The organism is Nocardia thraciensis (assembly GCF_054782435.1).
Genome location: NZ_BAAGSM010000007.1, coordinates 47,754 through 60,222 on the forward strand (window position 1 = coordinate 47,754; position 12,469 = coordinate 60,222).

The 12,469-nt window shown below is 69.0% G+C and carries 19 protein-coding genes and 1 pseudogene; 5 read left to right on the forward strand and 15 right to left on the reverse strand.

Going from position 1 to position 12,469, the window contains the following annotated elements; translation table 11 throughout:
• Positions 1–39: 39 nt before the first annotated feature.
• Both ACYVLQ_RS00975 and ACYVLQ_RS00980 read right to left on the reverse strand, forming a co-directional pair.
• Positions 40–435, reverse strand: a complete 396-nt coding sequence (locus ACYVLQ_RS00975) for a rhodanese-like domain-containing protein (RefSeq protein ID WP_460695418.1) — start codon at positions 433–435, stop codon at positions 40–42.
• Between the two features lie 15 nt (positions 436–450).
• Complete coding sequence (locus ACYVLQ_RS00980) at positions 451–975, reverse strand: cysteine dioxygenase (protein ID WP_460695419.1); 525 nt, start codon at positions 973–975, stop codon at positions 451–453.
• A 220-nt stretch (positions 976–1,195) separates the two neighbouring features.
• Here ACYVLQ_RS00980 and ACYVLQ_RS00985 point away from each other — a divergent pair, with 220 nt between their 5' ends.
• Positions 1,196–2,182, forward strand: a complete 987-nt coding sequence (locus tag ACYVLQ_RS00985; RefSeq protein ID WP_460695420.1) for an ABC transporter substrate-binding protein — start codon at positions 1,196–1,198, stop codon at positions 2,180–2,182.
• 17 nt (positions 2,183–2,199) lie between these two features.
• Complete coding sequence (locus tag ACYVLQ_RS00990) at positions 2,200–3,804, forward strand: ABC transporter substrate-binding protein (protein ID WP_460695421.1); 1,605 nt, start codon at positions 2,200–2,202, stop codon at positions 3,802–3,804.
• A 12-nt stretch (positions 3,805–3,816) separates the two neighbouring features.
• Here ACYVLQ_RS00990 and ACYVLQ_RS00995 read toward each other — a convergent pair whose 3' ends face one another.
• The 3 genes from ACYVLQ_RS00995 to ACYVLQ_RS01005 all read right to left on the reverse strand — a co-directional run bounded on the left by ACYVLQ_RS00995 (position 3,817) and on the right by ACYVLQ_RS01005 (position 5,296).
• Positions 3,817–4,647: a nitroreductase family protein gene (locus tag ACYVLQ_RS00995; protein WP_460695422.1), complete on the reverse strand. Its 831-nt coding sequence runs from the start codon at positions 4,645–4,647 to the stop codon at positions 3,817–3,819.
• A 43-nt stretch (positions 4,648–4,690) separates the two neighbouring features.
• Positions 4,691–4,894 (reverse strand): hypothetical protein, encoded by a 204-nt coding sequence (locus ACYVLQ_RS01000; protein ID WP_460695423.1) that lies wholly within the window; start codon positions 4,892–4,894, stop codon positions 4,691–4,693.
• Between the two features lie 120 nt (positions 4,895–5,014).
• The gene (locus ACYVLQ_RS01005) at positions 5,015–5,296 is read right to left on the reverse strand and encodes a pseudouridine-5'-phosphate glycosidase (RefSeq protein WP_460695424.1); all 282 of its coding nucleotides are present in this window, start codon (positions 5,294–5,296) and stop codon (positions 5,015–5,017) included.
• A 272-nt stretch (positions 5,297–5,568) separates the two neighbouring features.
• Here ACYVLQ_RS01005 and ACYVLQ_RS01010 point away from each other — a divergent pair, with 272 nt between their 5' ends.
• Positions 5,569–6,603: an acyl-CoA dehydrogenase family protein gene (locus ACYVLQ_RS01010; RefSeq protein ID WP_460695425.1), complete on the forward strand. Its 1,035-nt coding sequence runs from the start codon at positions 5,569–5,571 to the stop codon at positions 6,601–6,603.
• On the opposite strand, the gene ACYVLQ_RS01015 is transcribed toward ACYVLQ_RS01010, so the two are convergent.
• Positions 6,575–7,540: an MBL fold metallo-hydrolase gene (locus ACYVLQ_RS01015; protein ID WP_460695426.1), complete on the reverse strand. Its 966-nt coding sequence runs from the start codon at positions 7,538–7,540 to the stop codon at positions 6,575–6,577. The two genes, ACYVLQ_RS01010 and ACYVLQ_RS01015, sit on opposite strands and share 29 nt — an antisense overlap.
• Before the next feature lie 96 nt (positions 7,541–7,636).
• Between ACYVLQ_RS01015 and ACYVLQ_RS01020 the strand changes: the two genes are divergently transcribed.
• Positions 7,637–8,062, forward strand: a complete 426-nt coding sequence (locus tag ACYVLQ_RS01020; protein ID WP_460695427.1) for a MerR family transcriptional regulator — start codon at positions 7,637–7,639, stop codon at positions 8,060–8,062.
• Between the two features lie 25 nt (positions 8,063–8,087).
• Here ACYVLQ_RS01020 and ACYVLQ_RS01025 read toward each other — a convergent pair whose 3' ends face one another.
• The 7 genes from ACYVLQ_RS01025 to ACYVLQ_RS01055 form a co-directional block, all read right to left on the reverse strand.
• Positions 8,088–8,195 (reverse strand): alkyl sulfatase C-terminal domain-containing protein, encoded by a 108-nt coding sequence (locus tag ACYVLQ_RS01025; RefSeq protein WP_460695428.1) that lies wholly within the window; start codon positions 8,193–8,195, stop codon positions 8,088–8,090.
• 10 nt (positions 8,196–8,205) lie between these two features.
• On the reverse strand, positions 8,206–8,367 hold the full coding sequence (locus ACYVLQ_RS01030) for a hypothetical protein (protein ID WP_460695429.1): 162 nt from the start codon (positions 8,365–8,367) through the stop codon (positions 8,206–8,208).
• A 106-nt stretch (positions 8,368–8,473) separates the two neighbouring features.
• Complete coding sequence (locus ACYVLQ_RS01035; RefSeq protein ID WP_460695430.1) at positions 8,474–8,782, reverse strand: DUF202 domain-containing protein; 309 nt, start codon at positions 8,780–8,782, stop codon at positions 8,474–8,476.
• Positions 8,779–9,129, reverse strand: a complete 351-nt coding sequence (locus ACYVLQ_RS01040; RefSeq protein WP_460695431.1) for a YidH family protein — start codon at positions 9,127–9,129, stop codon at positions 8,779–8,781. Before ACYVLQ_RS01040 ends, ACYVLQ_RS01035 begins: the two co-directional genes overlap by 4 nt.
• A complete protein-coding gene (locus ACYVLQ_RS01045; RefSeq protein WP_460695432.1) occupies positions 9,129–9,338 on the reverse strand; it encodes a hypothetical protein in 210 nt (69 codons plus the stop codon). Before ACYVLQ_RS01045 ends, ACYVLQ_RS01040 begins: the two co-directional genes overlap by 1 nt.
• 157 nt (positions 9,339–9,495) lie before the next feature.
• The gene (locus tag ACYVLQ_RS01050; protein WP_460695433.1) at positions 9,496–10,080 is read right to left on the reverse strand and encodes a TetR/AcrR family transcriptional regulator; all 585 of its coding nucleotides are present in this window, start codon (positions 10,078–10,080) and stop codon (positions 9,496–9,498) included.
• Positions 10,081–10,208: 128 nt separating this feature from the next.
• A complete protein-coding gene (locus ACYVLQ_RS01055) occupies positions 10,209–10,727 on the reverse strand; it encodes a dihydrofolate reductase (RefSeq protein ID WP_460695434.1) in 519 nt (172 codons plus the stop codon).
• 185 nt (positions 10,728–10,912) lie between these two features.
• Here ACYVLQ_RS01055 and ACYVLQ_RS01060 point away from each other — a divergent pair, with 185 nt between their 5' ends.
• The gene (locus tag ACYVLQ_RS01060; protein WP_460695435.1) at positions 10,913–11,599 is read left to right on the forward strand and encodes an HAD family hydrolase; all 687 of its coding nucleotides are present in this window, start codon (positions 10,913–10,915) and stop codon (positions 11,597–11,599) included.
• A gap of 56 nt (positions 11,600–11,655) precedes the next feature.
• On the opposite strand, the gene ACYVLQ_RS01065 is transcribed toward ACYVLQ_RS01060, so the two are convergent.
• Both ACYVLQ_RS01065 and ACYVLQ_RS01070 read right to left on the reverse strand, forming a co-directional pair.
• On the reverse strand, positions 11,656–11,883 hold the full coding sequence (locus ACYVLQ_RS01065) for an SDR family oxidoreductase (RefSeq protein WP_460695436.1): 228 nt from the start codon (positions 11,881–11,883) through the stop codon (positions 11,656–11,658).
• A gap of 5 nt (positions 11,884–11,888) precedes the next feature.
• Positions 11,889–12,310, reverse strand: a pseudogene (locus ACYVLQ_RS01070) (SDR family NAD(P)-dependent oxidoreductase); the annotation flags it as partial.
• Between the last annotated feature and the right edge of the window lie 159 nt (positions 12,311–12,469).

Sequence of the window (12,469 nt, forward strand, 5' to 3'; positions counted from 1 at the left end):
CGACTAGTAGTTCGTTTATATAACAACGGGTTTCGTCATCTACGGCACGGCTGGGGAACCGCCCGGGGCTACGGGGAGGCCCGCTGCCTTCCATGCTCGGAAGCCGCCGACGAGGTCGGTCGCGTGTGCGAGGCCGAGGCCGTGGGCGTCGGCGGCGGCCAGGCTGGATGCGTAGCCCTCGTTGCAGACGATGATCACCTGGGTTTCCGGGGTGAGGCCGGGTAGTCGGTGGTCGCCGGTAGGGTCCAGTCGCCAGTCCAGGTGGATGCGTTCCATCACCACCGAGCCGGGGATCTCGCCCTCGTCCGCCCGGTTGGCATGCGGGCGGATGTCCACGATGAGCGCGCCGTCGGCCTGCAGCGTCGCCGCGTCCTGGGGGTCGATGCGGATCAGTTGGGACCGGGCCTGTGCCAGCCGGTCATCGATGGCGCTCATGACGTGTGCATCCTCTCATATGCCCGCGAAGTCCGTGAGGTCCCGGTATTCGCGGACCGGGCGCAGCGGTGGGGAGTAGGCGTGGACCGACGCGGCCGGGCGGTTGCTGCGATTGCGCAGGTAGTGTGCGCGCTGCGGGCCGAACGCGACCGTGTCGCCCGCCGTCCAGTGCGCCTGCCGTACCGGGCCGCCCGCATGCCGGAACTCCTCGTCCAGCTCGCCGATGGTGACGGTGAACGAGCCCGACGCCCCGCCGTGGTCGTGCGGTTCGGTGCCCTGCCCCGGCCCCCACGACAGCAGCCAGAGTTCCACGCCCATGGTCAGGGCCAGCCGGGCCCACCAGCGCTGCCCGGTGTCGAACCGGACGAGGTCCAGCAGCGGTGTGGCCAGCTCGACGGCGACCGTGCCGGTCAGCTCGCGCAGTTCGGCGGGGGACCACAGCGTTCGCTCCGGGTGCACGGCCTCGTGCAGTAACGGCACATCGACACCGGCGTGAATGTCCTTGGCATGCTTGAAGTTCACCGGGAGTGATGTGGTCATGATCGGATTGTCCGTCACCGCGGCGTCGGTGCCATCGGACAGGATCAGCGTGAGCGAAACTCATTGTTCGGCGGCGGTCCGCTTCCGGCAAGCATTGCGCTCAGCCCGATCGAGAGGGCAGACACCGCAATCGATTCCGCCTACGGTCACCACAGCCTCCTGGCTCGTGCGCTCGGAGCGTATCCGCTCGCGCCTCTCGGTTCGGAAGTAAGGAAATCCAATGTTGTTCGCCCGCAACGGTCGTCGCGGACGTGTCCGCGCGGTGACCGCCGCGCTGCTCACCGTCACACTGCTCGCGGGCGCGTGCGGCACCGACGATCCCGAGAACGAGGTGCGCACCGCCGACGGCCGGAGCTTCGACCTGTCGCCCGAGCAGACCGGCCGGGTGCACGCAGAGAAGGTGGACGCCATCGCGGCCAAGCTGCCGCAGGCCGTCCGGGACCGCGGCACGCTGGTCGTCACGGGGTCCGCGACCACCGGGCCGCCATTGCGGTTCACCGCCTCCGACGACCGGACCTACATCGGTTCCGAGGTCGACTTCGCCGCCCTGATCGCCGATATCCTCGGGCTGCGGCTGGAACTGCGCTCCGCCGACTGGGCGCAGAACTTCGTCGCCGTCGACTCCGGCGCGGTGGACGCGTTCATCTCCAATGTCACCGTCACCGAGGAGCGCAAGGAGAAGTACGACTTCGCCACCTACCGGCTCGACAATGTCGCGCTGGAGGTGCCCAAGGACAGCGATTGGGCATACAAGGACCGGAAATCGCTGGCGGGCAAGCGGATCGGCGTCGGCAGCGGTACCAATCAGGAACAGCTGCTGGTGCATTGGAACGAGCTGAACGCCGCCGAGGGCCTGCCGAAGATCGACATCGCCTACTACCAGCAGACCACCGACTACTACCTGGCGCTCTCGTCGCACCGCATCGACGGCTTCCTCGGTCCCAACCCGGTCGCGGTGTACCACGTCGCGACCGCGGGGCAGACGAAGATCCTCACCACCTACTCCGGCGCCGGTGACGCGCTGCAGGCCGAGATCGCGGTGCTGACCCGCAAGGGCAACGGCTTGATCGGGCCCGTCCACGAGGCGCTGCTGCACGCCGTCGAGCAGGGCCTCTACCAGAAGTTGCTCGCGCGCTGGGGCCTGCAGGGCGAGGCGGTGCGGGCGCCGCAGATCAATCCGCCGGGCCTGCCGAAGAAACAGCCGTGACCTACCGGGAGAACACGATGAAACGACCAGTGGCCCTGCTCGGCGCCGTCGCGGCGGCCGCGACGCTCGCCGCGTGCGGCTCCGGCACGGGCGCCGAGGGCCCGGCCGGACCGCCGCGGCCGGGCGGCACGCTGCGCTACGGCCTGTCGCTCGCACCGACCTGCTCCGATCCGGCCCAGGCGGGAACCAACCAGACTCTGTATGTCACAAGGCAGATCGTCGACTCGCTGACCGATCAGCATCCGGACACCGGCGAGATCACGCCGTGGCTGGCGCAGAGCTGGGAGGTGAGTCCGGACGCGAAGGCATTCACCTTCCACCTGCGGCCGGGCGTGACCTTCAGCGACGGCACGCCGCTGACCGCCGTGTCGGTGCGGCAGAATTTCGACGCGATCGTCCGCACGCTCACGGGGGCGAAGTCGCCGCTGGCGGCCAGCTACCTGGCGGGATACCTCGGCACGGCGACACCGGACCCGCTGACCGCGCGGGTGGAGTTCGACCGCCCGAACGCCCAGTTCCTGCAGGCCACCTCGACCCCGCAACTGGGCATCCTCGCCGCTGCCACGACGGCGAAATCGGCCGACGAGCGCTGCCTGGGCGACAATATCGGAAGCGGCCCGTTCACCTACGCCGAATACCGGCAGGGAGCCTCCGCCACGCTGGCGAAACGTGCCGGATACTCGTGGGGCTCAGCTGTTTTCGCGCAGCCGGGCGAGGCGTACCTGGACCGAATCGAGTTCCGGGTGGTTCCGGAGTCCGGCGTGCGGTCCGGGACCCTGTCGTCGGATCAGCTGGACGCGATCAGTGACGCACTGCCGCAGGATGTCCCGCAGATCGAGGCCACCGGCGGGTCCGTCCAGGTCACGTCGAATCCGGGGCTGCCGTTCGGGATTCAGCCCAATGTCACGCGCGGGCCGCTCCGGGACCCGGTCGTGCGGGCCGCCCTGGAGACGGCGGTCGACCGCCAGGAACTGGTGGATACCGTTCTCGGGCCGCAGTTCCGGGCGGCCGACAGCGCGCTGTCGTCGAAAACTCCTGCGCACGTGGATCTCTCGGGCAAACTCGGATACGACGCTGATGCGGCGAACCGACTCCTGGATCAAGCCGGATGGGCGCCGGGGAGCGACGGCATTCGGGCCAAGGACGGTGTCCGGTTGTCGTTCGGGGTGCTGTTCTCGCGGGCGTTCGCCGGAAATCAGGCGATCCTGGAGTTGATTCAGCAGCAGCTGCGCAAGGTCGGGGTCGACGCCCGGCTCGAAGTGGCGGCCGACGCGGAGTACACGGCCCGGCAGAACAGCAAGGACTACGACTCGCTGTACTACAATCTCACCCGCGCCGACGGCGACATCCTGCGCACCCAGTTCGGGCTCGCCGACCGCAATCTCAATGCGCGCGGCCCCATCCCCGCGCTGGACCAGGCCCTCTCGGACCAGCTGCAGGCGGTTGATCCGGCGGTCCGGGCGCAGCTGATCGGCCGGGCCCAGCAGCTGGTCATCGACAACGGTTTGTACATCCCGACCATCGAGCTGTCCCAGGCTATCGGCGTATCGAATACGGTGCAGGACTTGAAGTTCGAGGCGTCGGGCCGACTGCAGTTCCACGACACCTGGCTGCGGAAGTAGGGGCTCGCGCGCCTACCGCAGCTGGAAGCCCTGGTTGTTGAACGTCTTTCGGATGTGCTGCCGTCCGTGCAGGCTTTCCTTGGTGGAGATGCGGCCCGCCAGGCGGTTCTTCACCCAGTCGGCGGGGAGTTCCTGTTCGCGGTAGTAGGTGTTGATGCGGGCCAGGTAGTCGTCGACGTCCGCGGCGGTGGGCGGGGTGTAGGTGTTGCGATGCACGACCACGCTCTGGCCGTAGCGAGGCTTGATATCGGCGGGGTCGGCCGGATCGGGGACGCCGATGGCCAGCCCGTAGACGGGGAAGGTCCACTCGGGCAGCTCCAGCGCCTCGATGACCGCGTCGATTTTGTTGCGCAGCGCGCCGACGAAAGTTATTCCGTAGCCCAGCGATTCGGCGGCGACGGCGGCGTTCTGCGCCGACAGGGTGACGTCGACGATGCTGGAGATCGCACTGTCGAGATACGAGGTGGCCTCGATGGTGTGGCCGTGTTCGGTGGCGATCGCGACATTGCGCGACCAGTCGGCGATCCAGACCAGGAACACCGCGGCGTCCCGGATCAGCTGCTGCCCACCGGCCAGCTCGGCCAGTCTGTCTCGCAGTGCCGGATCATCGACGACGACCACGCTGGTGAACTGGAAATTGGCCGAGGTCGAGGCGGACTGCGCCGCGGCGAGGATCAGCCGCAGCTCGGTGTCGCTCACCGTCCCCGGCAGGTAATGGCGGACAGTGCGATGCCGCAGCAGCACCTCGAGCGTCGGGTTGCCCACGCCGTCGGCGGACAGCGCACCGGCGCCGTACCGCTTGTCCAACTGCTCCTGCAGTACGTTCGAAATCACTTCGGTCACAAGGAATCCTGTTCTCGCTCGAATCGGCACATCGGCTCTCCCGTCATCCCGGCGCACCGGCCCTCGTCATCCCGGCGCGTTCTTGGCCGGGATCCACAGTGGATTCCGGCCACTGCTCGGAGGCCCCGATCGCGGCCAGTGCCACCACCGCGTGTTTGACGTGGTTGGTCAGGTGGCCGTTGAACTCGATGTGGTGGGTGCGATCGTCGAGCAGGTCCGATACGTTCTCGAGAACCTTCGTCGTCATAGGGTATGCCTCCCGTTGTCGGCCGAGAATCGCTTGTTCACAGTCTTTTTCGGGACACCGCCGACGGTCAGGTCGCCCTGTGCCCGCCGCGCGCCAGCGCCACCGCGATGTCGCGCGCCGTCACCTTCGCGACATCGGTTGCGGTACCCAGTCTTCGATACCGTGGTCGTCGGTGCCGACCACGATCCGGCCGTCCAGGATGGCGATGGTGGCGGGCACCGCGCCACCGGCGCGCACCGCGCGCTCGACCTCGTGGGCGATCGCGACGTTGTCGGGTCGGCGGAATCCGTGCGCCACCACATTGGATTCGAGCGCGACGACCGGCCGTCCCCGGGCGAGCGCATCACGCACCTCGTCGGAGCGGCGAAACAGCGACGCGGCCGGTGCAACGACATCAGACATTCGAACGACATCCGTTCGTAGAGGAGAAAAATGGGCGAAAGACCCCCGTGGTCCGCAGGCCATGGTGCGGGAGAGTGGCTGGGCTGTAAACAATTTCGACCAGCGCGAGCGGATACCTGTTGTGCCGTGGGGCGGCGGTTTCGAATACAGCGGTTCGAGTACAGCGTCGCCGAGGAACGGAGTGCCGATGGTCGCAGTGGACGATATCCGGGGCCGCCGGGAGGCCATCGCCGCGGTCGCAACTGCTGTCCGCCGGGGTCGGTGCGCTGCGGGTGCCGGTCGAGTACGGTGGTTCCGGCGCGTCGGTGCGCACCCTGGCCGAGGCCCTCATCGACATCGCGGCCGGTGATTCCAATCTGGCGCAGATATTCCGAGGCCACCTCGGGCTCACCGAGATCCTGCGGTTCGCGGCGCCGGGCACCGCCCGCGACGCCCTGCTGCGCGCGGCCGCGGCCGGGGCTTTCTTCGGCCCGGCCGGGGCCGAGCTGACCACCCCGAACCTGACGACACTGGCCACCTCGCTCGCGCGCGAAGGTGACCACTATCTGCTGTCGGGCCGCAAGTACTACACCACCGGCAGCCTCTACGCGGATTGGCTCAATGTGCTGGTGTCCGTGGACGGCGAACCCGTCTCGGCGATCGTTCCCCGGCGCAGCGAGGGCGTGACGGTCATCGATGACTGGGACGGCTTCGGGCAGCGGCTGACCGCGAGCGGCACCGCGATCTTCGAATCCGTGCGCGTCGATCCGGATTACCTACTGCACCATCGCAATTCGCTGACCAACGACTACATGGAGGCCTTCTATCAGTTCGTGCACTCGGCCACCCAGGCCGGGATCGCCCGCGCCGTCGCCCACGACGTCGCCGAGCTGGTCCGGGGACGCACCCGCTCGTATCCGCTGGCGTCCACGCCGGAGCCGACCGCGGACCCCCAGGTGTTGCAGATCGTGGGGGAGGTGCGGAGCAAGGCGTACTCGACGCGGGCGAACGTGCTGCTGCTGGCCGACGCCCTCGACGCGTTCCACGACGAGTCCTCGCCGGAGCGCGCGGAACGGGCGTTGTTGGACTCGGCCGCGACACAGGTGGCGAATACCGAACTGGTCGGCGCGGCCGCCTGGCGGTTCTTCGACGCGGGCAGCGCCAGCGCCTTGCGGACACGACTCGGCCTGGATCGCCACTGGCGCAACGCCCGCACCGTCTCCTCGCACAACCCGGCGGTCTACAAGGCCGCGGTACTCGGCGACCACGCGGTGAACGGCGCTGTGCCCCAGGCTTTTCTCAATAGGCTTCGGGCGTCTCAGGAGTGATCCGCTCGTGGCTCGCACCCAACCGGCTGCTCGCGTCGTGATCGTGGGTCGGGACGATCCTCACGGTGTGCCGGGCCAGGTGCAGGCGGTGCAGCGTCCGGAAGGTGGCGTCGCGGTCGGTATCGGCGAAATTACCTGGGAAGCTTGCCTTCTGGCGAATGGTGTCGATCTGGCGATGATGCCAGGCGGCGTCACCGGCCAGCAGCACCCAGCCCTGCCGCGTATGCAGGAGAATCCCGACGCTGCCCGGGGTGTGCCCAGCGAGATCCACCAGTATCACCGAGCCGTCGCCGAACAGGTCGCGGCTGCGGGTGAAGGTGAGTACTGGCGGTCCGTCCAGCTCGTATTCGACGGTCGGGCGGTCGCGCAGCGAATCCCGGACCCCGCCCACGGGCGCGATCGGTCCGGCGGTCACCCACTGGCGCTCGACGCGATGCAGGTGCACCGGCATGCCGGGCATGTCAAGCAGTCCGCACACGTGGTCCCAGTGCGCGTGCGTGGGCAGCGCGAAGTCCGGGCGCGGCAGGTCCGGCCCCGCCCGCAGCGCGTCGATCGTGGCGAGGGTGGCCGCGGACGGGCGCACGGCGGCCCGCAGCACCGCGGGGAGCTGCGCGATCGCGCGGTGTTCGACATCGGCGCAGACGCTCGGGTCGACGAGGAACGTCGCCTCCGGATGTTCGACCACGAACGACGTCATGGCACTGGCGATCCGCCGGGGCGCGAAGGCGCCCTCCACGATCGCCACGGTCGGCACCGGCCGCGGGACCTGCGGCAGCGCGGTCACGGTCACCGTGCGGCACGGGGTGGGTAGGCCCGCATCCGTGATCGACCGCAGCAGCCGCTCGTCACGCCGCCGCGGGCGAGCCAGGCCGTACACGAAACCCACTGCCGCGGAGCAGCATTCGAACACGCTCGGTGTCCGCACCGGATCTGACACGTAGTACTCCGTTCCCGATTCGCCCGGCGGCCCGTGCGCCGCTAGCATCGGTGGCACCGTAGAACTTCATGTCCACGTGAAGTAAAGGGGAGATTCGTGACAACCGTGGCAGGCCTGAAGATCGGCGACGCCGCAGCCGCCTTGGGCATCGCCGCGCACGTGCTGCGGCACTGGGAATCGGTGGGCCTGCTCGCCCCGCCCCGCAGCCCCTCGGGCCACCGCACCTACGACGAGCAGACCTTGAATTTCGCGCGAATGATCCGGACCCTGCAGCACACCGGGCTGTCGCTGAGCCAGATCCGCGACCTCGCACAGAGCGGCCACGACGTCCGCGTCGCGCTGATCGCCCGCAAACGTTCCGAGATCCACGAGCACATGGACCTCCTGCGGGCCACCGACCGCTTCCTGGCCCACATCCTCACCTGCGCCCACCCCATAATCGCCGAGTGCGGCGAGTGCGCGGACTTCGTGGCCCGTCACCCCCAGCCCACGCACCCCTGCATGTTCACGCACCCGCTGTAGCTCGTGCGGGGGTGCGCGGGCGTGATCAGGGCGTGACGATGGCGAAGTCCGGGTCCGGCTCGTCGAACAGGCCCACCAGGCGCGTGAAGCTCTGCGCGTCGCCGTCGATGGTGATCGCCCCGGATACCGCCACCGGCTGGGATTCACCGTCGCCGGACAACCGCCCCCCGGAACGAGTAGGAATCGCTGTCCCACAACATGTTTCCGTCGGCGTCGGTCACCACGCCCGGCTCCAGCGCCGCGATAGACCCGCGGTCCGCGTCGGCCCGATCGGTGGTGTCGGAGAACGGCCGCTCGGCGGTCACCCGCTGCTGCTGTTCGACGAAGTAGCTGCTGGGTCTGTCGTCGTACCCACTTACTACCTTCTACCTGGGGCGGCGAACCGTGTGCCGGAAAACCTGGAATCGCCTGTCAGATAATGGGATCGGTGCTCGCGATCGCCGTCGCCACCAGTGCGACGGCGATGACGGCCGCCGTCGTGATCGTGACCACCTGGCGGCCGTGGGCCCCATGTCCGTGTTGCAGTGAACGATTGCGCAGAAAGCTCACCGCGGCGACCACGAGCAGCGTGACCGCCGCTGCCATCGGCGCCACCGCCCCGGCCCGCCAGCCGTTCTCGACGGCCGCGTGGATGAACAGGGCGGCCGTGCCCATTGCGCCGACGGCGGTGCGGCGCCACGCCAGGGCCGTACGCTCGGCGGCGAGTGTCGGCGCGGTCATCGGTACAGCACCGCCACCGCGGCCAGCACGGACACGGCCGCGATGCCCACGGCGAGCAAGGGCACCATCACGGTGTTGGCGAGGGGCTCGCCGCGCCGCATCCGGCGCTGGACGTCGCGCCAGTGCGTGTAGGCGCCGACCGACAGCACCACCGCGAGCACGATGCAGCTCAGTGCCAGGGCCCGCCGCAGTCCGGTGTGATGGAACGGCTGCACCAGCGTGTGCACCGCGACGCCGCCCGCGAGCAGCCCCAGCGCGGTGCGTATCCAGGCCAGGAACGTCCGCTCGTCGGCCAGGGTGAAGCGATAGTCGATCTCGGTGTTCTCGTCGTCGGTGTCGGAGGTCATCACGCGACCGTAGGTCGGGCGGGTTGCCGCCGCCGCGATCGCCACACCCACAGGAAGGTGGCCGCGATCATCACCACCAGGTGCGCCGCCCAGAGCAGAAACCAGGCCAGGGTGATCCCGAAGGCGGCCGCGCAGATAGCGCAGATCAGCAGGTCGGGCATGCCCCACATCTCGGCGGCGTCCGAGCGCGGCTGGTCGATGGGCTCCACTGTCACCATCCTGTGCGAGTTGCTCGGCGGACTGGAAGGGTTAACGATCAGCAACTCGATACTGCCATGCTGCCGAGTGCGCATGCTTGTCGAGCGGCGCGGGCCGCCGCTCAGAGCAGGCCCCATGCCCGCGGCAGGAGCGCGTTCGTGTCGGGCCTCAGGTGGGTGTGGCGCGCAGACCGGCCAAGGCCACCGCGATCAGGCGCGGGGCGGCGTCCGGCGCCTTCTCGCACGCGACGCCGATGCCGTGGCCCAGGCGCAGCAGGTCCCGCGGTTCGATATCCGCGCCGGCCAGTCCCGCGCCCCGCGCGGTCTCCAGCACGGCCGCCGCCGCCTCGGTGATCAGCGTCGAGCAGAGCAGGAAGGTCTCCGAGCCGCGGTCGATCGCGGCCTTCAGGGTGGCCGCGAGACTGCGCTTGTCCATGACGAACTCGACCTGCATGCGGAACCATTCCGCCAAAGCCTCTGCGGGGGAGAGGGTTTCGATGAGTTCGTGAGCGCGCGCGGCCAGCGTCTCGATGCTGGAGCGATAGACGGCCTCGATGAGCGCGTCGCGGTTGGGGAAGTGGCGGTAGAGCGTCCCCGGCCCGACGCCGGCGCGGCGGGCGATATCGTCCAGCGGGGCCTCAGGGCCGTGCTCGGCGAAGGCCTCGCGCGCGCAGTCGACGATGCGCTCGTAGTTGCGGCGTGCGTCGGCCCGCATCGGCCGTCCCGTCGGCGTCGCTGTCGGCGGTGCGTCCACGAATCCTCCACTGGAAAAACGGATGGATTCTCCGCTCGGTCTCACATAAGCGGAGATGTTCTCCATATACTATCCCCATCAAAAACGGAGACCATTTCCGCTTATTTCCCCCGTCGGGCGCGTTCGCGCTATTTGCGGGCGTAGCTGCGGAAAACGTAGGAGTCCTTGCCGTTGGACGATCTTTCCAGGCCGGTGGTGAAGGCCATGAGGTAGTCGCCGGAGATCTCGGGGGCGTAGACGTCGCCCTCGACGTCGGTGGTCACCTCGGTCACCGAGATCACCGTCGCGTAGGGCAGGGCCGCGCGGAAGGTCTCGCCGCCGCCGATCACCCACACCTCGTCGGGGTCGGAGAGCGTCAGCGCCTCCTCCATCGAGCCGGCGCGCTCGGCGCCCTCGGCGAACCACCGGGGATCGTGGGTGAGGACGATGGTTCGCCGGTCCGGGTCGGTCCGGGCCTGCTCGGGCAGCGCATCCCACGTCCGGCGTCCCATGATGACGATGTGACCGGTGATGATGTCCTGGAAGTGCTGCAGATCTTCCGGAATATTCCAGGGCACCGTGCCGTCCGCGCCGATGACGCGATCGCGAGTCTGCGCCCAGATCAGCCCGATGGTTCGCTTGCCGGTGGGTGTCGTCGCTGAGCTCACGACCCCAGGATAGCCAGATCTTTAGACAAGGCAGTTATTCGTGAGCAACAGACTCGGCCGTGTCCGTGCCCCGCGCGGTGTGCGCAAGCTCACGGGCAACCGCTCCGCGACCGGATTGTCGGCAGCGACGGCGCGCCGGAGGTGGTGCGGCGGCGGCTGCTGCCGGAATTCGAAGGGAGTACGAGGTGAGTGCCGACAGACCGGTTCGCGCGGTGGTTTTCGATATGGACGGGCTGCTGCTGGACTCCGAGCGACTGGCGATCGAATCGCTGATCAGCTCCGGGGAGCAGCTGGGGCACGATCTGCCACTGGAATTCTGCCGCGGCATGATCGGGCAACCGGCCGACCGCTGTCGCGAACTCGCCGTCGCCGCCTACGGCCCCGGATTTCCCGTCGACGATTTCTTCGCGACCCACGAGGCCACGCTCTCCCGGTTCGTCGACGACGGCCGCCTGACCGTCAAACCGGGCGTGGCCGAAATGCTGGACGAACTCGACTCCCAGACGATCCCGCGCGCGATCGCGACCTCCTCGGGACGCGAGCGCACCGACCACCACCTGCGGGTGGCCGGGATCGCGGGCCGGTTCGACGCGGTGGTGACCCGTCAGGACGTGACCCGCGGCAAGCCGCACCCCGAGCCGTACCTGACCGCGGTCGCGGCCCTGGGCGCCGACCCGGAACATGTACTGGCACTGGAGGATTCGCCGAACGGCCTGCGTGCGGCGCACGCCGCGGGGCTGCGCTGCCTGCTGATCCCCGACCTGGTCGCCCCCACCCCCGAAACCCGGAAACTGGCCCACCGCGTCTTCCCGGACCTACACCAGGCCGTGGCCTACATCTGCGCGGCCAACGCGCCCGCCCCGGCCACGTAGGCCCCGCCCCGCACCCCGCGCGCTCCCGCGCCGACTGTGCGACGACGGCGCCTCCCTCAGGCCGGTATCGCGGCGACCAGCCCGCCGTCGATGACCAAGTCCTGGCCGTCGACATACCCGGCCTCGCCGGAGGCGAGGAACGCCACCGCGTCCGCGACGTCCTCGGCGGTGCCGAATCGACCGGCGGCGATCTGCGCCAGGACCCCGGAGTGCGCCTCGGCCGGGATGTTGTCGTCGTCGCGGAATACAGCGAGCCGCCCGGCAGACCGCGGTGCGGCGTCCACGAGGCGTTGAGCACGATCGCGGCGCGCTCGGCGAGCAGTGGGAGGGCCTTCTGGATCGTGAAGTACACGCCCTTGAAGTTGATCTCCACGAGGCGGTCGAATTCAGCCTCGGTGACCTCGGCGGTCGGCCCGAACGAGGCCACGCCGGCGTTGGCGAACACCACATCGAGCCGACCATGGCGCGCCCGGACGGTCTCGGTCAGGGCCTCCAGGTCGGCGATGTCCGAAGCGTCCCCGGCGACGGCCAGGACACGGTCGCCGCCGCCCAGGCCTCGACGGCCGCGTCCAGCCGGGACTTGTCGCGCCCGGTGACGACCACCTGCGCCCCCTCCTCGAGCAGCCGCCGGGCGGCGGCCAGGCCCATACCGCTGGAACCGCCGGTCACGAGGGCGATCTTGTTGTCGAAACGTGCGTCGCTGTGCGTCATGACGACCACCTTGGCGTCCGGAGCGCAGGGCAACCAGTGCGCCGTGAACCTGGGCGCCGCACGGCCAGTCCGGGCCGCCGGGCGAGGCGCCGAATCTCGGTGATCCCACGTAGGTTCGCTAACAAATCGTTAACTATTTCGTTGCCAATAGGCATTACT